26 protein-coding genes and 1 tRNA gene are annotated in these 25,944 nt (G+C 65.4%); 8 read left to right on the forward strand and 19 right to left on the reverse strand.

Going from position 1 to position 25,944, the window contains the following annotated elements; all coding sequences use genetic code 11:
• Positions 1-51 precede the first annotated feature (51 nt).
• The 13 genes from nuoF to MMB92_RS17195 all read right to left on the reverse strand — a co-directional run bounded on the left by nuoF (position 52) and on the right by MMB92_RS17195 (position 11,742).
• Positions 52-1,362, reverse strand: coding sequence for an NADH-quinone oxidoreductase subunit NuoF (gene nuoF, locus MMB92_RS17135; RefSeq protein WP_006478267.1), 1,311 nt, complete (start codon positions 1,360-1,362; stop codon positions 52-54).
• A complete protein-coding gene (gene nuoE, locus MMB92_RS17140) occupies positions 1,359-1,844 on the reverse strand; it encodes an NADH-quinone oxidoreductase subunit NuoE (RefSeq protein WP_006478266.1) in 486 nt (161 codons plus the stop codon). Before nuoE ends, nuoF begins: the two co-directional genes overlap by 4 nt.
• Before the next feature lie 172 nt (positions 1,845-2,016).
• Entirely contained in the window at positions 2,017-3,270 is a 1,254-nt protein-coding gene (locus tag MMB92_RS17145; RefSeq protein ID WP_006478265.1) for an NADH-quinone oxidoreductase subunit D, read from the reverse strand.
• A 9-nt stretch (positions 3,271-3,279) separates the two neighbouring features.
• Positions 3,280-3,882, reverse strand: a complete 603-nt coding sequence (locus MMB92_RS17150) for an NADH-quinone oxidoreductase subunit C (protein WP_006478264.1) — start codon at positions 3,880-3,882, stop codon at positions 3,280-3,282.
• A 21-nt stretch (positions 3,883-3,903) separates the two neighbouring features.
• Positions 3,904-4,383, reverse strand: coding sequence for an NADH-quinone oxidoreductase subunit B (locus tag MMB92_RS17155; protein WP_006398799.1), 480 nt, complete (start codon positions 4,381-4,383; stop codon positions 3,904-3,906).
• Between the two features lie 62 nt (positions 4,384-4,445).
• Positions 4,446-4,805 (reverse strand): NADH-quinone oxidoreductase subunit A, encoded by a 360-nt coding sequence (locus MMB92_RS17160; RefSeq protein WP_006398798.1) that lies wholly within the window; start codon positions 4,803-4,805, stop codon positions 4,446-4,448.
• A gap of 153 nt (positions 4,806-4,958) precedes the next feature.
• Positions 4,959-5,043 (reverse strand) — tRNA-Leu (locus MMB92_RS17165).
• Positions 5,044-5,154: 111 nt separating this feature from the next.
• Complete coding sequence (gene secG / locus MMB92_RS17170) at positions 5,155-5,532, reverse strand: preprotein translocase subunit SecG (RefSeq protein WP_034201508.1); 378 nt, start codon at positions 5,530-5,532, stop codon at positions 5,155-5,157.
• A gap of 72 nt (positions 5,533-5,604) precedes the next feature.
• On the reverse strand, positions 5,605-6,360 hold the full coding sequence (tpiA, locus tag MMB92_RS17175; RefSeq protein WP_006484882.1) for a triose-phosphate isomerase: 756 nt from the start codon (positions 6,358-6,360) through the stop codon (positions 5,605-5,607).
• Positions 6,361-6,500: 140 nt separating this feature from the next.
• Entirely contained in the window at positions 6,501-7,520 is a 1,020-nt protein-coding gene (locus MMB92_RS17180) for an NAD(P)H-quinone oxidoreductase (protein ID WP_034201507.1), read from the reverse strand.
• Between the two features lie 148 nt (positions 7,521-7,668).
• Positions 7,669-9,816 carry a polyribonucleotide nucleotidyltransferase gene (gene pnp, locus MMB92_RS17185; RefSeq protein ID WP_034178497.1) on the reverse strand — a complete coding sequence of 716 codons (2,148 nt, stop codon included), beginning with the start codon at positions 9,814-9,816 and terminating at the stop codon, positions 7,669-7,671.
• 290 nt (positions 9,817-10,106) lie between these two features.
• On the reverse strand, positions 10,107-10,376 hold the full coding sequence (rpsO, locus tag MMB92_RS17190) for a 30S ribosomal protein S15 (protein ID WP_006398792.1): 270 nt from the start codon (positions 10,374-10,376) through the stop codon (positions 10,107-10,109).
• A gap of 106 nt (positions 10,377-10,482) precedes the next feature.
• Positions 10,483-11,742: a branched-chain amino acid ABC transporter substrate-binding protein gene (locus MMB92_RS17195; RefSeq protein WP_109341535.1), complete on the reverse strand. Its 1,260-nt coding sequence runs from the start codon at positions 11,740-11,742 to the stop codon at positions 10,483-10,485.
• 165 nt (positions 11,743-11,907) lie between these two features.
• Between MMB92_RS17195 and MMB92_RS17200 the strand changes: the two genes are divergently transcribed.
• The 3 genes from MMB92_RS17200 to MMB92_RS17210 all read left to right on the forward strand — a co-directional run bounded on the left by MMB92_RS17200 (position 11,908) and on the right by MMB92_RS17210 (position 15,036).
• The gene (locus tag MMB92_RS17200; RefSeq protein ID WP_006484895.1) at positions 11,908-12,420 is read left to right on the forward strand and encodes a hypothetical protein; all 513 of its coding nucleotides are present in this window, start codon (positions 11,908-11,910) and stop codon (positions 12,418-12,420) included.
• A gap of 383 nt (positions 12,421-12,803) precedes the next feature.
• Positions 12,804-13,445 carry a carbonic anhydrase gene (locus MMB92_RS17205; protein WP_006497012.1) on the forward strand — a complete coding sequence of 214 codons (642 nt, stop codon included), beginning with the start codon at positions 12,804-12,806 and terminating at the stop codon, positions 13,443-13,445.
• Between the two features lie 40 nt (positions 13,446-13,485).
• Complete coding sequence (locus tag MMB92_RS17210; protein WP_277562807.1) at positions 13,486-15,036, forward strand: SulP family inorganic anion transporter; 1,551 nt, start codon at positions 13,486-13,488, stop codon at positions 15,034-15,036.
• A 71-nt stretch (positions 15,037-15,107) separates the two neighbouring features.
• Here the strand turns inward: MMB92_RS17210 and MMB92_RS17215 are convergent, their stop codons facing one another.
• The 6 genes from MMB92_RS17215 to MMB92_RS17240 form a co-directional block, all read right to left on the reverse strand.
• On the reverse strand, positions 15,108-16,652 hold the full coding sequence (locus MMB92_RS17215; protein ID WP_006491031.1) for a 2-isopropylmalate synthase: 1,545 nt from the start codon (positions 16,650-16,652) through the stop codon (positions 15,108-15,110).
• Between the two features lie 323 nt (positions 16,653-16,975).
• Entirely contained in the window at positions 16,976-17,848 is an 873-nt protein-coding gene (pssA, locus tag MMB92_RS17220; RefSeq protein ID WP_006491034.1) for a CDP-diacylglycerol--serine O-phosphatidyltransferase, read from the reverse strand.
• 15 nt (positions 17,849-17,863) lie between these two features.
• Positions 17,864-18,508 (reverse strand): phosphatidylserine decarboxylase, encoded by a 645-nt coding sequence (locus MMB92_RS17225; protein WP_006497014.1) that lies wholly within the window; start codon positions 18,506-18,508, stop codon positions 17,864-17,866.
• Positions 18,509-18,635: 127 nt separating this feature from the next.
• Positions 18,636-19,652 (reverse strand): ketol-acid reductoisomerase, encoded by a 1,017-nt coding sequence (gene ilvC / locus MMB92_RS17230; RefSeq protein WP_006491032.1) that lies wholly within the window; start codon positions 19,650-19,652, stop codon positions 18,636-18,638.
• Positions 19,653-19,757: 105 nt separating this feature from the next.
• A complete protein-coding gene (ilvN, locus tag MMB92_RS17235; RefSeq protein WP_006398781.1) occupies positions 19,758-20,249 on the reverse strand; it encodes an acetolactate synthase small subunit in 492 nt (163 codons plus the stop codon).
• Positions 20,250-20,360: 111 nt separating this feature from the next.
• Positions 20,361-22,124 (reverse strand): acetolactate synthase 3 catalytic subunit, encoded by a 1,764-nt coding sequence (locus MMB92_RS17240; RefSeq protein ID WP_012492736.1) that lies wholly within the window; start codon positions 22,122-22,124, stop codon positions 20,361-20,363.
• 354 nt (positions 22,125-22,478) lie between these two features.
• Between MMB92_RS17240 and MMB92_RS17245 the strand changes: the two genes are divergently transcribed.
• The 5 genes from MMB92_RS17245 (at position 22,479) to MMB92_RS17265 (ending at position 25,930) form a co-directional block, all read left to right on the forward strand.
• Positions 22,479-23,042 carry an RNA polymerase sigma factor gene (locus tag MMB92_RS17245; RefSeq protein ID WP_006491033.1) on the forward strand — a complete coding sequence of 188 codons (564 nt, stop codon included), beginning with the start codon at positions 22,479-22,481 and terminating at the stop codon, positions 23,040-23,042.
• Positions 23,039-23,458: a DUF3619 family protein gene (locus MMB92_RS17250; RefSeq protein ID WP_006497015.1), complete on the forward strand. Its 420-nt coding sequence runs from the start codon at positions 23,039-23,041 to the stop codon at positions 23,456-23,458. Before MMB92_RS17245 ends, MMB92_RS17250 begins: the two co-directional genes overlap by 4 nt.
• A 26-nt stretch (positions 23,459-23,484) precedes the next feature.
• Positions 23,485-24,252, forward strand: a complete 768-nt coding sequence (locus MMB92_RS17255) for a DUF3106 domain-containing protein (RefSeq protein ID WP_020979871.1) — start codon at positions 23,485-23,487, stop codon at positions 24,250-24,252.
• A gap of 6 nt (positions 24,253-24,258) precedes the next feature.
• Entirely contained in the window at positions 24,259-24,765 is a 507-nt protein-coding gene (locus tag MMB92_RS17260; RefSeq protein WP_006488204.1) for an RDD family protein, read from the forward strand.
• A gap of 226 nt (positions 24,766-24,991) precedes the next feature.
• Positions 24,992-25,930, forward strand: a complete 939-nt coding sequence (locus MMB92_RS17265; RefSeq protein WP_006478246.1) for a UDP-2,3-diacylglucosamine diphosphatase — start codon at positions 24,992-24,994, stop codon at positions 25,928-25,930.
• Positions 25,931-25,944: the final 14 nt, after the last annotated feature.

Genomic DNA, 25,944 nt, shown 5'->3' on the forward strand with positions numbered 1-25,944 from the left:
CGTTCGCGCCTTCGCCCGACCGTGCGCTCAAATTCCGCAACCGGGTGCGCTTCAGGCTGCCGCCGCGTGCGCGTGGCCGCCGACCATGCAGTGCTTGTGCTCGACGTGGTACGCGAATTCGTCCCAGTAGTGCTTCAGCATCCCGCGTACCGGCATCGCCGCCGCATCGCCGAGCGCACAGATCGTGCGGCCCATGATGTTCTCGGCCACCGAGTTCAGCAGGTCCAGATCTTCCTGGCGGCCTTCGCCGTGCTCGATACGGTTCACGACGCGATACAGCCAGCCGGTGCCTTCACGGCACGGCGTGCACTGACCGCACGATTCCTCGTAGTAGAAGTACGACAGGCGCAGCAGCGAGCGCACCATGCAGCGCGTCTCGTCCATCACGATCACCGCGCCGGAACCGAGCATCGAGCCCGCCTTCGCGATCGAGTCGTAGTCGAGATCGGTCTGCATCATGATGTCGCCCGGGATCACCGGCGCCGACGAACCGCCCGGAATCACGGCCTTGATCTTCTTGCCGCCGCGCATCCCGCCGGCGAGCTCCATCAGCGTCGCGAACGGCGTGCCGAGCGGCACCTCGTAGTTGCCCGGGCGCTCGACGTCGCCCGACACCGAGAAAATCTTCGTGCCGCCGTTGTTCGGCTTGCCGATCTCGAGGTAATTCTGCGGCCCGATGGACAGCAGGAACGGCACCGCGGCGAACGTCTCGGTGTTGTTGATCGTGGTCGGCTTGCCGTACACGCCGAAGCTCGCCGGGAACGGCGGCTTGAAGCGCGGCTGGCCCTTCTTGCCTTCGAGCGACTCGAGCAGCGCCGTTTCCTCGCCGCAGATGTACGCGCCGTAACCGTGGTGCGCGTGCAGCTGGAACGAGAATTCCGAGCCCATGATGTTGTCGCCGAGGAACCCGGCGGCGCGTGCCTCATCGAGCGCGGCTTCGAAGCGTCGATACACTTCGAAGATTTCGCCGTGGATGTAGTTGTAGCCGACGGTGATGCCCATCGCGTACGCGCCGATGGCCATGCCTTCGATCAGCGCATGCGGGTTCCAGCGCAGGATGTCGCGATCCTTGAACGTGCCCGGCTCGCCTTCGTCCGAGTTGCAGACGAGGTACTTCTGCCCCGGGAACTGGCGCGGCATGAAGCTCCACTTCAGGCCGGTCGGGAAGCCCGCACCGCCGCGACCGCGCAGGCCCGACGCCTTCACGTCGGCGATCACCTGCTCGGGCGGAATCTTTTCTTCGAGAATGCGGCGCAGCTGCTTGTAGCCGCCGCGCGCAACGTAGTCTTCGAGGTGCCAGTTCTCGCCGTTCAGACCAGCGAGGATCAGCGGTTTGATGTGACGGTCGTGGAGGGACGTCATTTCGAGAGCTCCTCAAGCAGCTGGTCGATCTTCTCGCGGCTCATGAAGCTGCACATTCTGTGATTGTTCACCAGCAGCACCGGCGCATCGCCGCACGAGCCCATGCATTCGCCTTCCTTCAGCGTGAACTTGCCGTCGGGCGTGGTCTCGCCGAAGCCGATGCCCAGCTTCTGTTTCAGGTAGTCGGCAGTCGCTTCCGCGCCGCCGTGCGGGCCGAGCTGGCACGGCAGGTTCGTGCAGAGCGTGATCTTGTGCTTGCCGACCGGTTTGAGCTCGTACATCGTGTAGAACGTCGCGACTTCCTGCACGGCAACGGCCGGCATGCCGAGATAGTCCGCAACGAACTGCATCAGTTCGGGCGACAGCCAGCCGTGCTCTTCTTGAGCCACGGCCAACGCCGACATCACGGCGGACTGTTTCTGATCGGCGGGATACTTCGTCAACGCTCGATCGATTTCCTTCAGGCCTTCAGCTGAGATCATTTTCAGACACGACTCTTTCAATTCCTACCGAACGAACAACCTGCCGCACACTGGGGTGCATGGACGGCAGACCTGGCGCTCACTCTGTTGACAGCTTGCGAAGCCGCGCCGGTTCAGCGCGCATCGCGTGTGACTTACTGCTCGCCGCCCGCGCTCGCGGGCGGCGCAACCATTAGCGATCGATTTCGCCGAACACGATGTCCTGCGTACCGATGATCGTGACGGCGTCGGCGATCATGTGACCGCGCGCCATTTCGTCGAGCGACGCCAGGTGCGCGAAACCCGGTGCGCGAATCTTGAGGCGATACGGCTTGTTGGCGCCGTCCGACACGAGGTAGATGCCGAATTCACCCTTCGGATGCTCGACCGCCGCGTACGCTTCGCCTTCCGGCACATGGAAACCTTCGGTGAAGAGCTTGAAGTGGTGAATCAAGTCTTCCATGTTGGTCTTCATGCCGACGCGCGACGGCGGGGCAACCTTGTGATTGTCCGTCATCACCGGGCCCGGATTCTTGCGGAGCCACTCAATACACTGTTTCGCGATGCGGATCGACTGGCGCATTTCTTCGACGCGCACCAGATAGCGGTCGTAGCAATCGCCGTTCACGCCGACCGGCACGTCGAAATCCATCCGATCGTACACTTCGTAGGGCTGCTTCTTGCGCAGGTCCCACGCGATGCCCGAGCCGCGCAGCATCGGGCCCGTCAGGCCCATCTGCAGCGCACGTTCCGGGCTCACCACGCCGATCCCGACCAGACGCTGTTTCCAGATCCGGTTGTCGGTCAGCAGCGTTTCATATTCGTCGACGCACTTCGGGAAGCGCGTGAAGAAATCGTCGATGAAGTCGAGCACCGAACCACTGCGCGCTTCGTTCATCTTCGCGAGCGCCTTCTCGTTGCGAATCTTCGACGCCTTGTATTGCGGCATTGCGTCAGGCAGATCGCGATAGACGCCGCCCGGACGATAGTAGGCCGCGTGCATCCGGGCGCCGGACACCGCTTCGTACACGTCCATCAGGTCTTCGCGCTCGCGGAACGCGTACAGGAACACGGCCATCGCGCCGACGTCGAGTGCGTGCGCGCCGATCCACATCAGGTGGTTCAGCACGCGCGTGATTTCGTCGAACAGCACGCGGATGTACTGCGCGCGCTCCGGCACTTCGATGCCGAGCAGCTTTTCGATCGCGAGCACGTAGCCGTGCTCGTTGACCATCATCGACACGTAGTCGAGACGGTCCATGTACGGCACGGACTGGATGAAGGTCTTGGATTCCGCGAGCTTTTCCGTCGCGCGGTGCAGCAGGCCGATGTGCGGATCGGCACGCTGGATGACTTCGCCGTCGAGCTCGAGCACGAGGCGCAGCACGCCGTGCGCTGCCGGGTGCTGCGGGCCGAAGTTGAGCGTGTAGTTCTTGATTTCTGCCATGACGCCCCCTTAATGTTTCAGACCGCCATAGCGATCCTCGCGGATCACGCGCGGCGTGATTTCGCGCGGCTCGATCGTCACCGGCTGGTACACGACCCGCTTCTCTTCCGGGTCGTAACGCATTTCGACGTAGCCCGACACCGGGAAGTCCTTGCGGAACGGGTGACCGATGAAGCCGTAGTCGGTGAGGATGCGGCGCAGGTCGGGGTGGCCTTCGAACACGATGCCGTACAGGTCGAACGCTTCGCGCTCGTACCAGTTCGCCGAGGTCCAGATGTCGACCAGCGACGCCACGATCGGCAGATCGTCGTCCGGCGCGAATGCGCGCAGGCGCAGGCGCCAGTTGTTCGTGACCGACAGCAGGTGCGACACGGCCGCGAAGCGCGGGCCGTCGTAGGCGCCGTCGCCGAAGGTCTGGTAGTCGACGCCGCACAGGTCGATCAGTTGCTCGAAACGGAGCTTCGGATCGTCGCGCAGCGTCTTTGCGACTTCGAGGTAATCGCTCGCCTTCACGACGAGCGTCAGTTCACCGATCGCTTCGGTGAGGCTCACCACGCGCGCGCCGAGCGCGGCTTCGAGGTTTGCCTTGAGGGTCTCGATTTTGCTTGCCATATTGAGGGGACGCTCGGGGCTTTATTGACGGGCGATGGTATTGGTGCGGCGGATCTTCGCCTGAAGCTGGATCACGCCGTAGACCAGCGCCTCGGCCGTGGGCGGACAGCCCGGCACGTAGACGTCGACCGGCACGATCCGGTCGCAGCCGCGGACCACCGAGTACGAGTAGTGGTAGTAACCACCCCCGTTTGCGCACGACCCCATCGAGATCACCCAGCGCGGCTCGGCCATCTGGTCGTACACGCGGCGCAGCGCGGGCGCCATCTTGTTGCACAGCGTGCCGGCCACGATCATCACGTCCGACTGACGCGGGCTCGGACGGAACACGACGCCGAACCGGTCCAGATCGTAACGGGCCGCGCCCGCATGCATCATCTCGACGGCGCAACACGCGAGCCCGAACGTCATCGGCCACAGCGAGCCGGTACGCGTCCAGTTGATCAGCTTGTCAGCCGTCGTGGTGACAAACCCTTCCTTCAAGACCCCTTCGATACTCATTTGCTTTCCACTCCAGACGAGCGACCGAGCGTGGCCGCCCATGCAAACCGGCGATTAACCCATCACTCCCAGTCGAGGCCGCCTTTCTTCCAGATATAGGCAAAGCCCAGCAGGAATTCGAGCAGAAAAATCATCATTGCGATGAAACCCGGCCAGCCGATGTCCCGGAGCGCGACGCCCCACGGAAACAGGAATGCGGTTTCGAGATCGAAGATGATGAACAGGATGGCGACGAGGTAATACCGAACGTCGAATTTCATCCGGGCGTCTTCAAAGGCTTCGAAGCCGCACTCGTACGGTGCGTTCTTCTCGACGTCCGGCTTGTTGGGACCAAGGAGCTTGCCGATGCTGACCAGCGCTATACCTAAACCAGTGCCCACGAGGAGAAACAACAAGACGGGGTAATAGGCTGCGAGGTTCAAGGCAATCCTCTATCGGTTGGTTCTGAGCGTCCGGAGAATACCACTTCCGGCGGAAGGAATCATTTCGGAGTACAGGCGATCGCAAGACAACCGCAAGCACACCCCAGAAATGAAAAATGCCAGCCACTAGAAGCGGCTGGCATTGAGTAACTTTGGTGCCGACGGCGAGACTCGAACTCGCACAGCTTTCGCCACTACCCCCTCAAGATAGCGTGTCTACCAATTTCACCACGTCGGCACTGCATGCAACTCGGGTTGTGCTGCTCGTTTCCCGCGAATCGCTTCAAGAATTAAATTCTAACCCGAGTTCCAGATTTGTTCAACGCACAAACGCAAAAAATTTAACTTTTTATTTCGGGACATCCTGGCCCGGCGCGCTTGCGGCCGAACCGGCGGCAGCGGACGCCGCGACGGCCGGTGCCGACGCTGCAGGCGCCGAGGCCGGCGCGGTCACGGCCGTGCCGAGCACGCCCGCCGACGGCGTCGACTTGTACGAACCGAGGTACGTCAGCGCGAGCGTCGCGACGAAGAAGATCGTCGCGAGAATGCCCGTCGTACGCGACAGGAAGTTCGCCGAGCCCGTCGCACCGAACAGGCTGCCCGACGCGCCGCTGCCGAATGCGGCGCCCATGTCGGCCCCCTTGCCGTGCTGCAGCAGCACGAGCCCAATCACACCGAGTGCAGACAGCACCTGCACCACAATAATCAGCGTCTTGAATAACAGCATCACACCCACCCGATTGGATCGGGCGACCGGACCGACCGGCCGCCGTCATGGTTCAATTCGATCTCGGACCGCTCAACGCGCGGCCCGGCAGATCGCCAGGAAATCTTCCGCCTTCAGCGACGCGCCGCCGATCAGGCCGCCGTCGATGTCCGGCTGCGCGAACAGCTCTTCCGCGTTGTCCGGCTTCACGCTGCCGCCGTACAGCACGGACACGTCCGCCGCACCCTTTGCCGCAAGACGCGTACGCAGGAACGCGTGCACGTCCTGCGCCTGCGCCGACGTCGCGCTCTTGCCCGTGCCGATCGCCCAGACCGGCTCGTACGCGACGACGATGCGCGCGGCCTCGTCAGCCGTCAGCACGGCCAGCACCGCGTCGAGCTGCGCACCGACGACCTGCTCGGTCGCACCCGACTCGCGCTCGTCGAGCGTCTCGCCGACGCACACGACCGGCGTGAGGCCCGCCGCGAGCGCGCGCTGCGTCTTCGCCGCGACCGTCTCGCTGCTTTCGCCGTGATACGCGCGACGCTCCGAATGGCCGACGATCGCGTACCGCGCGCCGAACTCCGCCACCATCGCGGCCGCCACTTCGCCGGTGAACGCGCCTTGCTCGTGCGCGGACACGTCCTGCGCACCGAACGCGACACGGCCACCGCCGAGCTGCGCCTGAACCTGCGCGAGATACGGGAACGGCACGCACACGCCGATCGACGTTTCAGCCGCCACCGCGCCCGCACCCTGCACCACTTCGTTCAGCAGCGCCTGGTTGCCGGCCAGCCGGCCGTGCATCTTCCAGTTGCCGATCACTCGCTTTGTTCGTTGTTTCGACATCGTGTCCGTCTCGTCACTATCTTGTCATTAACGTGCCGGAACCCGGCCGTCAGGTTGGATCTGGCGAAGCAAACCCGCGATTTTACTGCGCGGGGCTTGAACCGGTCAAACCGCGCATGTCAAGCCCGCCGCACGGGGCGTCAGGCGTTCGCCCCCCAATCGAGCACGATCTTGCCGGTATGCTCGCTGCTTTCCATCAGCGCATGCGCCTGCGCGGCGTCCGCGGCGGGCAGCACGCGATAGATCACCGGCTTGATGCGGCCGTCGGCGAGCAGCGGCCATACGCGCGCCTTCAGCTGCGCGGCGATACGGGCCTTGAATTCGACCGGGCGCGGGCGCAGCGTCGAACCGGTGATCGTCAGCCGGCGGCGCAGGATCTCGCCGAGGTTGACGTCGGCCTTCGCGCCGCCAAGCAGCGCGATCAGCACGAGACGGCCGCCGTCCGCGAGCGCGGACAGCTCGCGCGGCACGTACGAGCCCGCCACCATGTCGAGGATCACGTCGACGCCGCGATCGTGCGTCAGCGACTTCACGACTTCGACGAAGTCTTCGGTCTTGTAGTTGATCGCGCGCTCGGCGCCGAGCGCCTCGCACGCACGGCACTTGTCGGCGGTGCCGGCCGTCGCGAACACGCGAAAACCGAGCGCATGCGCGATCTGGATCGCCGTCACGCCGATGCCGCTGGAGCCGCCCTGCACGAGCAGCGTCTCGTGCTCGCCGCCCTCGCCCGCGCCGAGCTGCGCACGGTCGAACACGTTGCTCCACACGGTGAAAAACGTTTCGGGCAGCGACGCGGCCTCGATATCGGTGAGGCCGCCCGGCACCGGCAGGCACTGCGGCAGCGGCGCGACCGCATATTCGGCATAGCCGCCGCCCGCGAGCAACGCGCACACGCGGTCGCCGAGCTTCAGGCCGAACGGGTTCAGCACCGCATCGGACAGATCGCCGCCGACGATCTCGCCCGCGACCTCGAGGCCCGGCAGATCCGACGCACCCGGCGGCGGCGCATAGGCGCCCTTGCGCTGGAACACGTCGGGCCGGTTCACGCCGGAAGCCGCCACCTTGATCAGCACCTCGCCGCGCTTCGGTTCGGGGCGCGGACGCTCCGCGAGCTTCAGCACGTCGGGGGCGCCGAATTCGGTGATTTCGATGGCTTTCATGGTGAAAATCGCTCCAGGATCGGAATCGGATGGCACGCCCGCGCGCACGGCGTGGACGCCTCGCCGGCGCTGCTGCGCCGCACAACGATGCTACAGAAAAAACGGCCGGCACGCTTTCGCACTGCCGGCCGTTGATCCGCCTGTCCGCTTACTGCTGCGGCGGCGTATCCGACTGCGCTGCAGCCGCTGCTTCATTCAGCAGCGCCTTGGCCGACAGACGCACGCGCCCCTTCTCGTCCGTCTGGATCACCTTGACCTTCACCTGCTGACCTTCCTTCAGGTAGTCGTTGATGTCCTTCACGCGCTCGTTGACGATTTCCGAGATGTGCAGCAGGCCGTCCTTGCCCGGCAGCAGGTTCACGATCGCGCCGAAATCGAGCAGCTTGAGCACCGTGCCTTCGTACACCTGGCCGACTTCGATCTCGGCCGTGATCTGCTCGATGCGCTTCTTCGCTTCGGCCATGCCGTCGCTGCTCGTGCTCGCGATCGTCACGACGCCGTCGTCCGAGATGTCGATGGTCGTGCCCGTTTCTTCCGTCAGCGCGCGGATCACCGAACCGCCCTTGCCGATCACGTCGCGGATCTTTTCCGGATTGATCTTGATGGTGATCATGCGCGGCGCGAATTCCGACAGTTGCGTGTTCGCACCCGACACCGCCGAGGTCATCTTGCCGAGGATGTGCATGCGGCCTTCCTTCGCCTGCGCGAGCGCGACCTGCATGATTTCCTTCGTGATGCCCTGGATCTTGATGTCCATCTGCAGCGCCGTCACGCCTTGCTCGGTGCCGGCCACCTTGAAGTCCATGTCACCGAGGTGATCTTCGTCGCCGAGGATGTCGGTCAGCACCGCGAACTTGTTGCCTTCGAGAATCAGGCCCATCGCGATACCCGCGACGTGCGCCTTCATCGGCACGCCGGCGTCCATCAGCGCGAGGCAGCCGCCGCACACCGATGCCATCGACGACGAACCGTTCGATTCGGTGATTTCCGACACGACGCGGATCGAGTAGCCGAATTCGTCGGCGCTCGGCAGGCACTTGACCAGCGCGCGCTTGGCCAGCCGGCCGTGGCCGATTTCGCGGCGCTTCGGCGAACCGACGCGGCCCGTTTCGCCGGTCGCGAACGGGGGCATGTTGTAGTGAAGCATGAAGCGCTCGCGGTATTCGCCTTCGAGCGCGTCGATGATCTGCTCGTCACCCTTCGTGCCGAGCGTCGCGACGACCAGCGCCTGCGTCTCGCCGCGCGTGAACAGCGCCGAGCCGTGGGTACGCGGCAGCACGCCGGTGCGGATTTCGATCGGGCGCACGGTGCGCGTGTCGCGGCCGTCGATGCGCGGCTCGCCGTTCAGGATCTGCGAGCGGACGATCTTCGCTTCGATGTCGAACAGGATATTGCCGACGGTGGCCTTGTCGGCCGCGACCGTGCCGGCCGCCAGCGCGTCTTCCTCGAGCTTCGCCGAGGTCGCCGCGTAGACTTCCTTCAGCTTCGCCGAACGTGCCTGCTTGTCGCGCAGCTGGTAAGCGGCGAGCAGATCGTTCTGCGCCAGCTCGGTCACGCGTGCGATCAGCGCCTCGTTCTTCGGCGCCGGCTGCCAGTCCCACTCGGGCTTGCCGCCGTCGCGCACCAGTTCGTGGATCGCGTCGATCGCGATCTGCATCTGCTCGTGGCCGAACACCACCGCGCCCAGCATCACGTCTTCCGACAGTTGGTCGGCTTCCGATTCGACCATCAGCACGGCGCGCTCGGTACCCGCGACGACGAGGTCGAGGCTCGATGCCTTGATCTGGTCACGCGTCGGGTTCAGCACGTACGCGTTGTCGATGTACGCGACGCGTGCGGCGCCGACCGGGCCGTTGAACGGCAGGCCCGACACGGCGAGCGCAGCCGATGCGCCGATCAGCGCGGGGATGTCCGCCGGGATTTCCGGGTTCACGGACAGCACGTGGATCACGACCTGGACTTCGTTGTAGAAGCCTTCCGGGAACAGCGGGCGCAGCGGACGGTCGATCAGGCGCGACGTCAGCGTCTCGTGCTCCGACGGACGGCCTTCGCGGCGGAAGAAGCCGCCCGGGATCTTGCCGGCCGAATAGGTTTTCTCGAGGTAGTCGACGGTCAGCGGGAAGAAGTCCTGGCCCGGCTTCGCCGACTTCGCGCCGACGACGGTCGCGAGCACGACGGTGTCTTCGACGTCGACGATCACGGCGCCGCTCGCCTGGCGAGCGACTTCACCGGTTTCGAGGCGCACCTTGTGCTGGCCCCACTGGAATTCCTTCACGACCTTGTTGAACATGGACATGGTTGCTCCTTTGTATTCATGCATTTCATTCGCCGCGCCGGCGATCCCGCGCGGCGGCGTCCCGACCGAATCACCCGGAGCAAGGTGTGTTTTTTATGCCATTCCAGCGCGGCGCTCAGGCAGCGACGCGCTGGAATGACACAAATCCCGCCCCGGTATCGATCGTTGCGGCAGGCCGGCACGAACGTGCCGGACAGCCTGCGATGCGTGTGACGCTACGCACCGCGCAAAAACAAAATGCCTGTATCAGCGGACTGACACAGGCATCTTGCTGGCGGCAATCGCCTCGATTACTTACGCAGACCCAGCTTCTCGATCAGTGCGCGGTAACGGTCGGCATCCTTGCCCTTGAGGTAGTCGAGCAGCTTGCGGCGGCGGCTCACCATGCGCAGCAGGCCGCGGCGGCTGTGGTGATCCTTCGCGTGGGTCTTGAAGTGACCCGTCAGTTCGACGATACGTGCGGTCAGCAGTGCGACCTGGACTTCGGGCGACCCCGTGTCGTTGGTACCGCGGGCGAACTGAGCAACGACTTCCGACTTCTTGATATCTGCAACAGACATGTGATTTCCTTTCTAACTGAACAGGCGGACACGGAAGAATGGCCGTGCCGTGACTTACAACCGGCGCGCATTGTAGCACAACTCGATGCCGTTCTTACCGCTCCCGTCACGGACGCGTCATCGAACACGTCGACGGCATCTCCGTGCGCTGCGCCGGCACCGCGAGCACCGTCCGGAAGCCGTAGCCCGACCCTTCGTTGTCGAAGCGCACGCCCGGCGCGCCGACCTTGTCCATGTCCATCACGTAAAGGGGCTGGATCAGCTGGTGATCCTGCGCGCGCATCCGCGACGCGTGGAAGCCGTCGTCGAACGACAGGCCTTCGAGCGCACGCGCGACCGCGACCGGGTCGGCCGCCCCCGCGCGGGTCATCGCGGCGGCCAGCATCTCGATCATCTGGCTCATCCGCCGCACCGGATAGTCGTCCTGCGCGGCCGGGAAACGGGTCCGGAACGCGCGGTAGAACGCGTCGGATTTGGCCCCGCCCGCGTTCGGATGCCAGTCGGCCACGGCCACCACGCGGCCGACGCCCGCGTCGCCCAGGGCCGCCGGCGCGCCGAGGCTGTTGCCGTAGAACGTATAGAACTTCGCGTCGAGCCCCTGTTCGCGCGCCGCCTTCACGAGCAGCGTGAGGTCGTTGCCCCAGTTGCCGGTCACGACGGCGTCCGCGCCGCTGGCGCGGATCTTCGCGATATACGGCGAGAAATCCTTGATCCGGCCGATCGGGTGGAATTCGTCGCCCGCGATCGTCACGTCCGGGCGCCGCGCGGCCAGCGCCTGCCGTGCGAGGGTGCTGACGTCGTGGCCGAAGCTGTAGTCCTGGTTCAGCAGATAGACCTTGCGCAGCGCGCGATCGCGCGCCATCACGTCCGCGAGCGCGGCCATCCGCATGCCGGCATGCGCATCGAAGCGGAAATGCCAGAAACTGCAACGCGCGCCGGTCAGCGCCGGATCGTCGGCCGAATAGTTCAGGAACAGCATCCGGCTGTCCGGATTGCGCGCGTTCAGCTTGTCGAGCGCCGCGACGAGCGCGGCCGCGACGGCCGAGCTGTTGCCCTGCGCGACAAAGCCGATATGGCGGTCGGCCGCCGCGCGCAACTGCACGAGCGCCTCCTCCGGGCTGCCCTTGCTGTCGAGCACGACGAGTTCGAGCGGATGCGCGCCATCGCGCAGCTTCACGCCGCCCGCCGCGTTGACCTGCTCGACACCGAAACGCAGGTTGCGCTCGACCGCCGCCCCCGCGTTCGCGAACGGGCCCGACATCCCTTCGATCAGCGCGATCCGCACCGGCTCGCCACCGGCAAACGCGGACGACGCCAGCATCCACCCCGCGCTCCACGCGAGCGCGCACCGCTTCCAACCCTGCATCGGCCACCTGCCCTTCAATCTGCCCGAGAAGCGCGGATCATAGGCCGCCGCGACCGCCGCCCGCAAGCGCGACAGCTGCGATCCGCACCGATTTTTCGCATGCGATGCGCCGTCGCGCGCCGTCCGTGATAAAACGGGACTTGTTTCCGTGTTCTGGAGAATCCGATGCGCATTCGCATTCCCGCGCGCCTGCCGGTGCTGGCCGTCTGCGCTACCGCGCTGCTGGCCGGTTGCGCGCAACCGTGGCAGCAATACCAGGCCGGCCAGGACGAGTCGGCGATCGTCGCACGCATGGGCCCGCCGCGCGAGATCTACGACCTGCCCGGCGGCGGCAAGCGCCTGATGTGGCCGACCCAGCCAATGGGCGAAATCACGGTCGCGGCCGACGTCGATGCGGCCCACCGGATCGTCAACGTGCGTCAGGTGCTGCAGCCGAGCGAGTTCTATCGCGCGGAGATCGGCAAGTGGACGAAGACCGACGTCCTCGTCAATTTCGGACGCCCGGTCGAGACGTCCTACTTCCCGCTGATGAAACGCGAGGTGTGGACGTACCGGTATCTCGAGGACAACGTCTGGTACATGATGTACAGCTTCTACTTCGATCCGCAGGGCATCCTGCGCACCACGCAGAAAACGCCGGACCCGCTGCACGATCCCGATCGCCGCACCCTGTTCTGACCGATTGCGCATTCAAGCGCAATTGTCGCAATGGCCATTTACGAATTATTGCGTGAATGGCCATTTCATTTTTTCCGTCGTCTTATTTAATTCGAAGAACAAGACGGAAATCTTTTCCGATTCCTGACATTCCGATGGCAAGCCGCTGAACGCCCCGTCAAGCGGGCCACTGCGCGCATACAGGCATGGGCCGTGCATGTCATGCGTCGCGCTGGTGCATGCAATGCACTATGCCCAATCAATTTGAAACAATTTGTTTCAGTTCACCCGGAGTGCTAGGGCATACCCCTAATATCAGTCGAAATTCAACCTTTCAATTTAGAAAGAATTCGCTTGCGCCATTTCGGCCGATATTTATTTGCCTTTATCACAAAGGAGTCCTCATGAATCGCCCCAAGAGCATGCTGGTTGCCAACATTGCCTGGGCCCGCGAGACGCGCGAACACACGCCCGGCTTCTTCGACGCGCTCGCGCGCGGCCAGAACCCGCGCGTCCTGTGGATCGGCTGCGCCGACAGCCGCGTGCCGGCGGAAACCATCACGCACTGCGCGCCCGGCGAGCTGTTCGTCCATCGCAACATCGCGAACCTGTTCCATCCCGACGACGACAATTCCGCCAGCGTGCTCGAGTACGCGGTGCGGGTGCTGAAGGTCGATCACGTGATCGTGTGCGGCCACTACGGATGCGGCGGCGTGCGCGCATCGCTGCTGCCGCCGCCCGCCGACCTGCCGCACGTCGCGCGCCGCATCGCACCGCTCTGCGCGCTCGCGCGGCGCCATCGCGACACGCTCGACGGGCTCGACGACATGGCCGCCGCCGACCGCCTCGCCGAGCTGAACGTGCTCGAACAGGTGCGGCTGCTGCGCGCGTCGCCGATCGTGCGCGGTCGCGAACGGCCGCCGCTCGTGCACGGCTGGATCTTTTCGCTCGCCGACGGCCGCCTGAAGGAGCTCGATTCCGGCTATGCGGCATTGCCGACCGAAGCCGAGCCCGAACCTGTCGCGACCGCCGCCGCGCTCGGTTGACCCGCGCCCTGCCCTTCCTGCCAACGAAACCACCCCAACCATGAAACTGAACGAGCGCCTGTCCACCCTGCCGCGCGACATCGTCGCCGGCATCGTCGTTTTCCTCGTTGCGCTACCGCTCTGTCTCGGTATCGCCAACGCCTCCGGCGTCGAGCCGTTCGCCGGGCTCGTGTCGGGCATCGTCGGCGGCATCGTCGTCGCGCTGCTGAGCGGCTCGTCGCTGTCCGTCAGCGGACCGGCCGCCGGCCTCGTCGTGATCGTCGTCGAAGGGATCGCGCAACTCGGCAGCTTCTCCGCGTTCCTGCTCGCGGTGCTGCTGTCCGGCGTGCTGCAGTTCGGCTTCGGCATGCTGCGCGCCGGCCGCTTCGCCGCGTACGTGCCGTCGCCCGTCATCAAGGGCATGCTCGCCGCGATCGGCCTGCTACTGATCGTGAAGCAGATTCCGTTCGCCTTCGGCATTGGCGGCTCGGCCGCGCAATCGTTTGCGAACTGGCCGGGGCTGCCGGTCGCATGGGCCGCCACGGCCATCGCGCTCGCGTCGCTCGCGCTGCTGGTGGCATGGGACACCCCCGCGCTGCGCCGCTTCGCGCTGGTGCGCTCGGTGCCCGCGCCGCTCGCGGTGGTCGTGCTCGGCATCGGCGCGACGCTGGTGCTGGGTGTCGTCGCGCCCGCGGTCGCGCCGGGCGCCGCCCACCGCGTCACCTTGCCCGAACTCGGATCGTTCACCGCCTTCGCGGCATCGCTCAAGCACGCGGAGCTCGGCCCCAACTTCGCGCAGCTCGTCAATCCGGACGTGTGGCGCGTCGCGATCACGCTCGCGGTCGTCGCCAGTCTCGAAACCCTGCTGAGCCTCGAAGCGGTCGAACAGATCGACCCGAAGCACCGGCCGGTGCAACCCGACCGCGAACTGAAGGCCCAGGGCGTCGGCAATCTCGTCGCGGGCGCGGTCGGCGGCCTGCCGATCACGTCGGTGATCGTGCGCAGCTCGGTGAACGTCAACGCGGGCGCGCAAAGCCGGATGTCGGCGATCGTCCACGGGGTGCTGCTGCTCGCCAGCGTGTTCGCGCTCACCGGGCTGATCAACCTGATCCCGCTCGCGAGCCTCGCCGCGATCCTGATCCACACGGGCTTCAAGCTGGCGAAGCCGGCGCTGTTCCGCTCGGTGATGAAACAGGGGCCGGCCGCGTTCGTGCCGTTCGCCGCGACGATCGTCGGCGTGCTGGCGGTCGACCTGCTGTTCGGCATCGCGCTCGGCCTCGCGTGCAGCGTGCTCGCCGTCGCCGTCGCGAACCTGAAGAGCCCCGTCACGCTCGCGCAGCATGACGACCACTTCCTGCTGTCGTTCCGCAAGGACGTGTCGTTTCTGGGCAAGGTACAGGTCAAGCACCATCTGCGGCACATTCCGGACCGCGCGGCGGTGATCATCGACGCGACGCGCGCCGACTACATCGATCACGACGTGCTCGAACTGCTCGATGCGTTCGTCGCCGATGCGCCGCGGCGCGGGATCGCGGTCGAGTTCCGCCGGCGCCAGCCGGCGCCACGCACGGCGGCGCGCCGCTGGCTGTTCCGCGCGCCGGCCGCCGAATGAGCGGCCGATGAAAAAACACCCCGGCGGCGCAGGGCCGCACGGGGCGTTTCGGACAACGTGACGCGCGGCGCTTACGAGCGCTGCGGGTTGACCTTGTCGTCCTTCGAGTGCAGCTTGTTCAGCGCGGAAATGTACGCCTTCGCGGACGCGGCGACGATATCCGGATCGGTGCCGACGCCGTTGACGATCCGCCCGCTCTTCGACAGCCGGACGGTCACTTCGCCCTGCGCCTGCGTGCCGGTCGTGATCGCGTTCACCGAGTACAGCAGCAGCTCGGACCCGCTGCCGACCTCACCCTCGATCGCATTGAACGTCGCATCGACCGGGCCGTTGCCGCGCGCCTCGCCGGTCACTTCCTTGCCTTCGACCGCGAACACGACCTTCGCCTGCGGCTGCTCGCCCGTTTCCGAACGCTGCGACAGCGACACGAACTTGAAGTGCTCCTGCTCCTGCGCGAGCGCCGACTCCTCGGACACGATCGCGATGATGTCCTCGTCGAAGATCTCCGCCTTGCGGTCGGCCAGATCCTTGAAGCGCATGAACGCGGCATTCAATTCCGCTTCGCTGTCGAGCGACACGCCGAGCTCCTGCAGGCGCTGCTTGAACGCGTTGCGGCCCGACAACTTGCCGAGCACGATCTTGTTCGCGGTCCAGCCCACGTCTTCCGCGCGCATGATCTCGTAGGTGTCGCGCGCCTTCAGCACGCCGTCCTGGTGAATGCCCGACGCGTGCGCGAATGCGTTCGCGCCGACCACCGCCTTGTTCGGCTGCACGACGAAGCCGGTGATCTGCGACACGAGCTTCGACGTCGGCACGATCTGCGACGTGTCGATGCCGACGTCGAGGCCGAAATAGTCCTTGCGGGTCTTCACGGCCATCACGATTTCCTCGAGCGACGTATTGCCCGCGCGCTCGCCGAGACCGTTGATCGTGCACTCGACCTGACGCGCGCCGCCGATCTTCACGCCGGCGAGCGAGTTCGCGACCGCCATCCCGAGGTCGTTGTGGCAGTGCACCGAAAAGATCGCCTTGTCCGAGTTCGGAATGCGCTCGCGCAGCGTCTTCACGAGGTTGCCGTAGAGTTCCGGCACGCCGTAGCCGACCGTATCGGCGATGTTGATCGTCGTCGCGCCTTCCGCGATCACGGCTTCCAGCACGCGGCACAGGAAATCCATGTCCGAGCGGCTGCCGTCTTCCGGCGAGAACTCGACGTTGTCGGTGAACTTGCGTGCGAAACGCACCGCGAGGCGCGCCTGCTCGAACACCTGGTCGGGCGTCATCCGCAGCTTCTTCTCCATGTGCAGCGGCGACGTCGCGATGAACGTGTGGATCCGGAAGCTGTTGGCCGGCTTCAGCGCGTCGGCCGCGCGCTGGATGTCCTTGTCGTTGGCCCGCGCCAGCGAGCAGATCGTGCTGTCCTTCACGAGACCGGCGATCGTGTGGATCGCGTCGAAATCGCCGTTCGAGCTGGCGGCGAAGCCGGCCTCGATCACGTCGACCTTCATCCGCTCGAGATTCTTCGCGATACGGATTTTCTCTTCCTTCGTCATCGATGCACCGGGCGATTGCTCGCCGTCACGCAACGTCGTATCGAAAATGATCAGCTTGTCTGTCATGGGGGGCTCCAGGGCTCTTTTATACGGAAGTCAAACGTAACGAGATCGCGCCACCGCTGGCGACGCTCAACAACAGACGAGGCTTGAGACGGAGGGCGAGAACGGTCAGCGCGGCAGGCGCGCCAAAGCTGGCGCGCGTAGCGGCGCACCGGCTAGAAGGAGGGAGAGGCGGGGAAATGCAGTCATGCCAAAGACTATAGCGACATTCGGTTGGCCGCGCAATCGGACGGCACCCGGGGATCGACGCGCCCCCGGCTCGAAAAAGGGGCACATGAAAACGGCGGCCCCGAGGCCGCCGTTTTCGGGCAAATCGCGCGCCGGCGTCAGTGATCGCGCTGCGACGAGCGCGCCGGATTGGCGCGCCCGCGGATGGCCTGGTAGGCCCAGAACACGTAGCCGGACAGCCCGTACAACACGAACAGGCAGAACAGCATCAGCGGCGGATCGGACGACACGAGCACGAACGCGACCACGACGAGCAGGATGGCCGCGAACGGCACACGGTGCCGCACGTCGAGCGCCTTGCCGCTGTAGAACGGCGCGTTCGACACCATCGTCACGCCCGCGTAGATCGTCAGCGCGAACGCGACCCACGGCAGCCAGCCGAGCTTCATCGGCACGCGGTTGTCGGTCGCGAGCCACACGAAGCCCGCGATCAGCGCGGCGGCGGCCGGGCTCGGCAGCCCCTGGAAGAAGCGCTTGTCGACCACGCCGATGTTCGTGTTGAAGCGCGCGAGGCGCAGCGCGGCGCCCGAGCAATAGACGAACGCGGCGAGCCAGCCCCAGCGGCCCAGATCCTTCAGTACCCACTCGTACATCACGAGCGCGGGCGCGACGCCGAACGACACCATGTCCGACAGGCTGTCGAACTGCTCGCCGAACGCGCTCTGCGTATGGGTCATGCGCGCGACGCGCCCGTCCATCCCGTCGAGCACCATCGCGACGAAAATCGCGATCGCGGCGATCTCGAAGCGCACGTTCATCGCCTGCACGACCGCGAAGAAGCCGCAGAACAGCGCGGCGGTCGTGAATGCGTTCGGCAGCAGATAGATGCCGCGCGTCTTCAGGAACCGCTGGCGCGCGGCGCGGCGGCTTTCGAGCGGCGCCGGATCGGGCGCCATCACCTTGTTGCGGCGGAACGGGCGTGGCGTCTGGCCGGAGCCGTTGCGCGGCCGACGCGGTTTGAATGCGGCCATCGTGCGCCCCGCCGCTTACTGCTCGAGCTCGGCGAGGATCGTCGACGACGCGTAGACCTTCTCGCCGATCGACACCTTCGCGCGGCTGCCGAGCGGCAGGTACACGTCGACGCGCGAACCGAAGCGGATGAAACCGTAGCGCTGGCCGCGCGACAGCGGCTCGCCGGCGCGCACGTAGCAGAGGATCCGGCGCGCGATCAGGCCGGCGATCTGCACCGAGGTGACGGTCTTGCCGCTCGCCGTCTGGATCACGACCGCATTGCGCTCGTTCTCGGTCGACGCCTTGTCGATCGCCGCGTTCAGGAACGCGCCCGGGAAGTACTCGACCTTGCTGATCGCGCCATCGACCGGCGAGCGCTGCGAATGGACATTGAAGACATTCATGAACACGCTGATCTTCAGCGCTTCGCGGTTCGCGTACGGATCCTGCGCGATCTCGACCGCGACGATGCGGCCGTCCGCCGGGCACAGCACCGCGTTCGGCTGCGCCGGGATCGGGCGCTGCGGGTCACGGAAGAACTGGACGACGAAGACGAGCAGCAGCCAGAACGGCCACGCGAAGCCGAAGCCCCCGACGGCATGGATCAACAGCGCGATGACGGCTGCAATCGCGATGAACGGCCAGCCTTCGCGCGCGATGATCGGATGAGGATAGTTCATGGATTCGTTCTGTGTTCGGTGAATTGCAAAGCCCGTAGCATAACAAAAGCCGCCCGGGGCACTGCTGCCTTCGGACGGCTTTTTGATACCGGCCCTTCGCTCGAAGGGCCGGAACAGCACGGGATGCTCAGTTCTTCGTCTGGTCGACGAGCTTGTTCTTCGCGATCCACGGCATCATCGCACGCAGCTTCGCACCGACCTGCTCGATCTGGTGCTCGGCCGTCAGGCGGCGGCGCGACTGCAGCGTCGGGGCGCCTGCCTTGTTCTCGAGAATGAAGCTCTTCGCGTACTCGCCCGTCTGGATGTCGGTCAGGCACTGCTTCATCGCCTTCTTCGTCTCTTCCGTGACGATGCGCGGGCCCGTCACGTACTCGCCGTACTCGGCGTTGTTCGAGATCGAGTAGTTCATGTTCGCGATGCCGCCTTCGTAGATCAGGTCGACGATCAGCTTCAGTTCGTGCAGGCACTCGAAGTACGCCATTTCCGGCGCGTAGCCGGCTTCGACCAGCGTCTCGAAACCTGCCTTGATCAGCTCGACCGTGCCGCCGCACAGCACGGCCTGCTCGCCGAACAGGTCGGTTTCGGTTTCTTCACGGAAGTTCGTCTCGATGATGCCGGCACGGCCGCCGCCGTTCGCTGCCGCGTACGACAGCGCGATGTCGCGCGCCGCGCCCGACTTGTTCTGCGCAACCGCGATCAGGTGCGGCACGCCGCCACCTTGCGAGTACGTGCCGCGCACGGTGTGGCCCGGTGCCTTCGGCGCGATCATGATCACGTCGAGGTCGGCGCGCGGGATCACCGCGCCGTAGTGGACGTTGAAGCCGTGCGCGAACGCGAGCGCCGCGCCCTGCTTGATGTTCGCGTGGACTTCCTTCGCGTACACGTCGGCGATCTGCTCGTCCGGCAGCAGCATCATGACGACGTCCGCGCCCTTCACCGCTTCCGCGACTTCCTTGACCGACAGGCCGGCGTTCTCGGCCTTGCTCCACGACGCGCCGCCCTTGCGCAGGCCGACCGTCACGTTCACGCCGCTGTCCTTCAGGTTCAGCGCGTGTGCATGGCCTTGCGAGCCGTAGCCGATGATCGTGACTTGCTTGCCCTTGATGAGGGAGAGGTCAGCGTCTTTGTCGTAGAAAACGTTCATGATGGTTCCTTCGCTAATTCAAAAAATTCAATAATTCGTTCGGATGGAGTACTGCGGGCCGGGACATGACGGCGCACCCGGCGTGCCTCTTTGGCTATGTCGGCATCACACCTTCAGGATGCGCTCGCCGCGTCCGATGCCGGAGCTGCCGGTGCGCACGGTCTCGAGGATCGCGCCCGCGTCCAGCCCCTGGATGAATGCGTCGAGCTTGTCGCTCGCGCCCGTCAATTCGATCGTGTAGGTCTTCTCGGTCACGTCGATGATGCGGCCGCGGAAAATGTCCGACATCCGCTTCATTTCTTCGCGCTCCTTGCCCACTGCACGTACCTTGATCAGCATCAGCTCGCGTTCGATGTGTGCACCGTCGGTCAGGTCCACCACTTTCACCACCTCGATAAGGCGGTTCAGATGCTTCGTGATCTGTTCGATCACGTCGTCGGAGCCAATGGAAACGATGGTGAGCCGCGACAGCGATTGATCTTCGGTCGGCGCCACCGTCAAGGTTTCGATGTTGTAGCCGCGTGCGGAAAACAGGCCGACCACGCGCGACAGCGCGCCCGGTTCGTTCTCCAGCAGGACGGAAATGATGTGTCTCATGTTCGCTTCTTCCAGAATGTGTCCGTGTCGATTCACTCGCGCCGCGCGCCGCCGCGTGCCGCACCGCCCTTCGTGAAGGCGGCCGCATCGGGCCGGGCGCGCGTCGCGCCGTTACAGATCTTCCGATCCGAGCAGCATCTCGGTGATGCCCTTGCCGGCCTGTACCATCGGCCAGACGTTTTCGGTCGGATCGGTCTGGAAGTCGAGAAACACGGTGCGGTCCTTCAGGCGCAGCGCTTCCTTCAGCGCCGGCTCCACATCCGAAGTCTTTTCGATCCGCATGCCGACATGGCCGTACGCTTCGGCGAGCTTCACGAAATCCGGCAGCGCATCCATGTACGAATGCGAATAGCGCTTGCTGTATTCGATCTGCTGCCACTGGCGGACCATGCCGAGGTAGCGGTTGTTCAGCGAAATGATCTTCACGGGCGTGTCGTACTGCAGGCAGGTCGACAGTTCCTGGATGCACATCTGGATCGAGCCTTCGCCCGTGATGCACAGCACGTCGTCGTCCGGATGGGCCATCTTGACGCCCATCGCCGCCGGCAGGCCGAAGCCCATCGTGCCGAGGCCGCCGGAGTTGATCCAGCGACGCGGCTTGTTGAAACGGTAGAACTGCGCGGCCCACATCTGGTGCTGGCCGACGTCCGAGCACACGAACGCATTGCCGTCCGTCAGCTCCCACGCCTTCTCGACCACGTACTGCGGCTTGATGATCTCGCTTTCGCGGTCGTACTTCAGGCAGTCCTTCGCGCGCCAGCCTTCGATGTCCTTCCACCATTGCGCGAGCGCTTCGGTGTCGGGGCCATGCTCGGCCGTCTGCAGCTGCTCGATCAGCTCCTTCAGCACTTCCTTCACGTCGCCGACGATCGGGATGTCGACCTTCACGCGCTTCGAGATCGACGACGGGTCGATGTCGATGTGAATGATCTTGCGCGGGCGCGACGCGAAGTGCGCCGGGTCGCCGATCACGCGGTCGTCGAAGCGGGCGCCGATCGCGATCAGCACGTCGCAGTGCTGCATCGCCATGTTCGCTTCGTAGGTGCCGTGCATGCCGAGCATGCCGAGGAATTTCTTGTCCGACGCGCGATAGCCGCCGAGGCCCATCAGCGTGTTCGTGACCGGGTAGCCGAGCAGGTCCGCGAACTGGTTCAGTTCACGCGACGCGTCGGCGAGGATGATGCCGCCCCCCGTGTAGATGTACGGACGCTTCGCCGTCAGCAGCAGCGACACGGCCTTGCGGATCTGACCCGAATGGCCCTTCGTGACGGGGTTGTACGAACGCAGCGACACGCTCTTGATCGGCTCGTACTGGCACGGCGTCTTCGAGATGTCCTTCGGGATGTCGATCAGCACCGGGCCCGGACGGCCGGTGCGGGCGATATAGAACGCCTTCTTGACGGTTTCCGCGAGGTCGCGCACGTCCTTCACGAGGAAGTTGTGCTTCACGCACGGACGCGTGATGCCGACGGTGTCGCATTCCTGGAACGCATCCTGACCGATCGCGGCCGTCGGCACTTGGCCGCTGATCACGACCATCGGGATCGAATCCATGTAGGCCGTTGCGATGCCGGTCACCGCATTGGTGACACCGGGGCCCGACGTCACGAGGCAGACGCCGACGTTGCCGGTGGAGCGCGCATACGCATCGGCTGCGTGCACGGCCGCCTGTTCATGGCGCACCAGCACGTGCTGAATCTTGTCCTGCTTGTACAGCTCGTCGTAGATGTAGAGAACCGAGCCGCCGGGGTAGCCCCAGATGAATTCGACGTTTTCGTCGGCCAGTGCCTTCATGAGCACGGTGCCGCCGATGGAGTCGCTATCGGGAGGGGAAAGGGGTTCCGACGTGGAGAATTCCGCGCTGGGCATGTTCATTTTGACCTTTCGAATTTTCGGCAAAAAATTGATCGGGTGCTCTCTGCCGGGCTTGTGGCTCGGGTTCAAGCGGCGCGTCCAGTTTGAAGGGCGGGCTTCTTGGGCCAGCCTCAAATGAGACCATCATTTCATGTTGCGAATCGCTGACGATAGCGGGTCGTGATGGGGCCGTCAAGCAAAATATCCCGCAGCGCATCATGCGCGCCGCCCGGCGCCCCGCCGGCGCGGCTCGCGCGCAACTGCGGCGCCCGACCCGGTGCCAAGCCGCGCGAAAATTTGATAGCATCCGCGGGTTTTACGAAATTTTTCGACCTTTTACACCACGCAGCGGGCCGCAGCGCATACCTTCACGGAATGGCATCAGACAAGGAACTCGCCGACTTTCTGGCGGGCGTCGAAAGGCGCGCGTTCAAGCAGGCTGCGTACGCCGTGCGTGACGACGATGCATCGCTCGACATCGTGCAGGACGCGATGATCAAGCTCGCGGAGAAGTACGGCGACCGGCCGTCGGCCGAGCTGCCGCTGCTGTTTCAGCGGATCCTGCAGAACGCGATCCACGACTGGTTCCGCCGGCAGAAGGTCCGCAATACGTGGGTGACGCTCTTCTCGTCGCTGAACAACACCGACGACGACGACTTCGACCCGCTCGAAACGCTCGAATCCGCGGATGACAACGCGGGCGTCGAAAGCAGCGAACACCGCCTCGAAAGAGAGCAGGTTCTGGCCCTGATCGACGAAGAAATCCAGAAGCTTCCGACGCGTCAACGGGAAGCGTTCCTGATGCGTTATTGGGAAGATATGGATGTCGCCGAGACTGCCGCCGCAATGGGGTGCTCCGAGGGCAGCGTGAAGACGCACTGCTCGCGAGCCACTCACACCCTGGCGCAAGCGCTCAAGGCCAAAGGAATCACGCTATGAGCTCCGCAAACCGAGAACACGAATTCGCGCTGAAGGTGCGCCGCGCGCTGGACGAGCGCGCGGCCGCCCTGCCTGCCGCGACCACCGATCGGCTGGCCGTCGCCCGCCGGGCCGCGCTCGCGCGCAAGAAGCCCGAAGCCGCGACCGCGCCGGTGTTCGTGCCGGCCTTCGCCGGCGCGGCCGGTGCCTACGGCCCGACGCCCGCGAATCGCCGGCCGACGTCGTTCGCGCGCCGCCTGCTGCGCGCGTGGCCGCTCGCATTGCTGCTCGCGGGGCTCGTCGGCATCGCGTACTGGGAAGACATGCAGCGCACCGCCGAACTCGCCGACATCGACGCGGCGATGCTCAGCGACGACCTGCCGCTCAACGCGTATCTCGACCACGGGTTCAACGCGTATCTTTCACGCGCTCACTAACAGACAATAACGAGGGGATCGTACGGGTGAGTCAGAAGCGCGGCCTGGCCGTATTTTTCGGATGCGTGATCGCGATCGCCGTTTCCTACGTCGCCACGTATCCCCGATTCCACCCGGCCCCCGCGACGACGCCCGTCGCGACCGCCAACCCTGCCGCGCCGGCATCGGCCGCGGCCGGACTCACCACCGAACTGCCCCCGCTGCCCCTGCCCTTGCCGCTGCCGGCCGCCGCCGGCCCGCTGGCGTGGGCGCGCCTCACGCCGGCGCAGCACGCGGCCCTCGCGCCGTTCGCCGACCAGTGGGACGGCTTCAGCGATGCTCGCAAGCGAAAATGGCTGAAGATCGCATCGCGTTTCGCGAAGTTGTCGCCGGATGACCAGAAGCGCCTGCAGGAGCGCATGGCCGAGTGGGCGAAGATGACGCCCGAGCAGCGCCGCGTCGCGCGCGAGAACTACCAGAGCGCGAAGGAGCTGTCCGCGCAGGCGCGCGAGCGCGCATGGAAGGCCTACCAGCAACTCCCCGAGGAGCAGAAGGAACGGCTTGCCGCCGCCGAGCGCCGCCGCAAGCCGAGCGTCGTCAGCGCGCCGCCGACCGTCGCGGACCGCGACGTCCGCCGCCTCGTCAACTCGCACGAACACCCGGCGAGCGGCGCGGCCGCCGCTCCGGCGCCCGCGTCGACCGGCGCCGCCGCGCAGCCGGTGCCCGCGTCGTCGACGTCCGGCACCGCATCGGCCCCGGCCGCCGTGGCGCCGGTGTCGCCCGCCGACGCGCCTTCGCTGTTCAAGGGCTCCTGAGCGGCCGTGGCGAACGCCCGCGCTTCCGAGACCCCGGCCGCCGCGCCGTCCGTGCGGCGGCGCCTCGCCGCACTGCTCTACGAAGGCGTGCTGCTGTTCGGCGTCGTGTTCTTCGCGGGGCTCGCGTTCAGCCTCGCGACGCAGCAACGCAACGGCCTCGTTCATCACAACCTGCTTGCCGCGTGGATCGCGCTCGTCGTCGGCGCGTATTTCGTCTGGTTCTGGACACACGGCGGCCAGACGCTGCCGATGAAAACCTGGCGGCTGCGGCTCGAATCGGCGAACGGCCGGCCGTTGAGCGCCGGCCACGCGCTCGTCCGCTACGTGCTCGGCTGGCTGTGGTTCCTGCCGCCGCTCGCGCTGCATCCGCTCCTGGGCCTGTCGGTACCCGTCACGCTTGCGCTCGCCGCCGCATGGGTCGTCGCGTGGGCCGGCGCCGCCCGGTTGCACGCCGGACGCCAGTTCCCGCACGACCGGATCGCCCGCACGCGCGTCGTCGCGATACCACGCTGACGCGTCGCCGCATTCACCAGACGAAAGCCCCTCGCCCGGCGCCCTCATCGAGCCGCGGAGCCTGGCCTGACACGCCCCGAGCGTTCAGTGCGACAGGTTACGCAACGCCCGTTCATTCACTGCTAAACACCCTTCGACGGTCGTAATAAGAACGTCTCGTGACTGTCACGGCACAGTCACGCCCGCATGGCGGAATGCCGGTAATGTCAACCGGCGCGAGTCATGCATGGGCCAGAAAACGTCCGCGACCTCACTGTTTCGCCACCCCATCGGCGCCCGCGCCGCCACTGCGTTCCTGTCCGGCTCGGGGGCAACCGACGGCGTGGTGTCGCACAAGCCGCCCGTTGCGCACACCACCCAGCACGAGGACCCGGAGCCGTCCGCCCACCGCTACCGCACCATCTGGCTGTCCGACATCCACCTCGGCTCGAGCGGCTGTCAGGCGCCCTACCTGCTGGATTTCCTGCGTCACAACGATTCGGAATACCTGTACCTCGTCGGCGACATCATCGACGGCTGGCAGCTGAAGAAAGGCTGGTACTGGCCGCAGGCGCACAACGACGTCGTGCAGAAGATCCTGCGCAAGGCGCGCAAGGGCACGCAGGTCGTCTACATCCCCGGCAACCACGACGAAGGCGCGCGGCAGTTCTGCGATCTCGCGTTCGGCGACATCCAGGTGCGCGGCGAGGCATTTCACACGACGCTCGCAGGCAAACGTTTGTGGATCGTGCACGGCGACCTGTTCGACGGCGTGATCCAGCACGCGAAATGGCTCGCGTACCTCGGTGACACGCTCTACACGCTGATCCTCGTGCTGAACCGCTGGTTCAACCGGATCCGCAGCCGGCTCGGCTTCCAGTACTGGTCGCTGTCGCAGTACCTGAAGCACCAGGTCAAGAACGCGGTCAATTTCATCTCGCAGTTCGAGACCGTGATGACCGACGAGGCGCGCCGCCGCGGCTGCGACGGCGTCGTGTGCGGCCACATCCACAAGGCCGAGATCCGCGACATCGACGGCGTGCTGTACTGCAACGACGGCGACTGGGTCGAAAGCCTGTCCGCGCTCGTCGAAACGATGGAAGGCGAACTGAAGATCGTCTACTGGACGGTGATGCGCACCGCACCGTCGGAGACCACGTCGCGCAAGGCCAAGGCCGCTGCCTGACACAACCCTACTTA

This window comes from Burkholderia sp. IO2, from assembly GCF_029522185.1.
GTDB classification, from domain to species: Bacteria; Pseudomonadota; Gammaproteobacteria; order Burkholderiales; family Burkholderiaceae; genus Burkholderia; species Burkholderia cenocepacia.

Excerpts from the sequence above, each read along its gene's own strand:
- MMB92_RS17215 (WP_006491031.1), bottom strand. The coding sequence starts at position 16,652 with ATGACAGACAAGCTGATCATTTTCGATACGACGTTGCGTGACGGCGAG.
- rpsO (WP_006398792.1), bottom strand. The coding sequence starts at position 10,376 with ATGTCTGTTGCAGATATCAAGAAGTCGGAAGTCGTTGCTCAGTTCGCC.
- MMB92_RS17245 (WP_006491033.1), top strand. The coding sequence starts at position 22,479 with ATGGCATCAGACAAGGAACTCGCCGACTTTCTGGCGGGCGTCGAAAGG.
- tpiA (WP_006484882.1), bottom strand. The coding sequence starts at position 6,360 with ATGTCGAAACAACGAACAAAGCGAGTGATCGGCAACTGGAAGATGCAC.
- pnp (WP_034178497.1), bottom strand. The coding sequence starts at position 9,816 with ATGTCCATGTTCAACAAGGTCGTGAAGGAATTCCAGTGGGGCCAGCAC.
- MMB92_RS17195 (WP_109341535.1), bottom strand. The coding sequence starts at position 11,742 with ATGCAGGGTTGGAAGCGGTGCGCGCTCGCGTGGAGCGCGGGGTGGATG.
- ilvN (WP_006398781.1), bottom strand. The coding sequence starts at position 20,249 with ATGAGACACATCATTTCCGTCCTGCTGGAGAACGAACCGGGCGCGCTG.
- MMB92_RS17210 (WP_277562807.1), top strand. The coding sequence starts at position 13,486 with ATGAAACTGAACGAGCGCCTGTCCACCCTGCCGCGCGACATCGTCGCC.
- MMB92_RS17150 (WP_006478264.1), bottom strand. The coding sequence starts at position 3,882 with ATGGCAAGCAAAATCGAGACCCTCAAGGCAAACCTCGAAGCCGCGCTC.
- ilvC (WP_006491032.1), bottom strand. The coding sequence starts at position 19,652 with ATGAACGTTTTCTACGACAAAGACGCTGACCTCTCCCTCATCAAGGGC.
- MMB92_RS17155 (WP_006398799.1), bottom strand. The coding sequence starts at position 4,383 with ATGAGTATCGAAGGGGTCTTGAAGGAAGGGTTTGTCACCACGACGGCT.
- MMB92_RS17265 (WP_006478246.1), top strand. The coding sequence starts at position 24,992 with ATGGGCCAGAAAACGTCCGCGACCTCACTGTTTCGCCACCCCATCGGC.
- MMB92_RS17225 (WP_006497014.1), bottom strand. The coding sequence starts at position 18,508 with ATGAACTATCCTCATCCGATCATCGCGCGCGAAGGCTGGCCGTTCATC.
- MMB92_RS17180 (WP_034201507.1), bottom strand. The coding sequence starts at position 7,520 with ATGAAAGCCATCGAAATCACCGAATTCGGCGCCCCCGACGTGCTGAAG.
- pssA (WP_006491034.1), bottom strand. The coding sequence starts at position 17,848 with ATGGCCGCATTCAAACCGCGTCGGCCGCGCAACGGCTCCGGCCAGACG.
- MMB92_RS17250 (WP_006497015.1), top strand. The coding sequence starts at position 23,039 with ATGAGCTCCGCAAACCGAGAACACGAATTCGCGCTGAAGGTGCGCCGC.
- MMB92_RS17145 (WP_006478265.1), bottom strand. The coding sequence starts at position 3,270 with ATGGCAGAAATCAAGAACTACACGCTCAACTTCGGCCCGCAGCACCCG.
- secG (WP_034201508.1), bottom strand. The coding sequence starts at position 5,532 with ATGCTGTTATTCAAGACGCTGATTATTGTGGTGCAGGTGCTGTCTGCA.
- MMB92_RS17240 (WP_012492736.1), bottom strand. The coding sequence starts at position 22,124 with ATGAACATGCCCAGCGCGGAATTCTCCACGTCGGAACCCCTTTCCCCT.
- MMB92_RS17205 (WP_006497012.1), top strand. The coding sequence starts at position 12,804 with ATGAATCGCCCCAAGAGCATGCTGGTTGCCAACATTGCCTGGGCCCGC.
- MMB92_RS17200 (WP_006484895.1), top strand. The coding sequence starts at position 11,908 with ATGCGCATTCGCATTCCCGCGCGCCTGCCGGTGCTGGCCGTCTGCGCT.
- nuoE (WP_006478266.1), bottom strand. The coding sequence starts at position 1,844 with ATGATCTCAGCTGAAGGCCTGAAGGAAATCGATCGAGCGTTGACGAAG.
- nuoF (WP_006478267.1), bottom strand. The coding sequence starts at position 1,362 with ATGACGTCCCTCCACGACCGTCACATCAAACCGCTGATCCTCGCTGGT.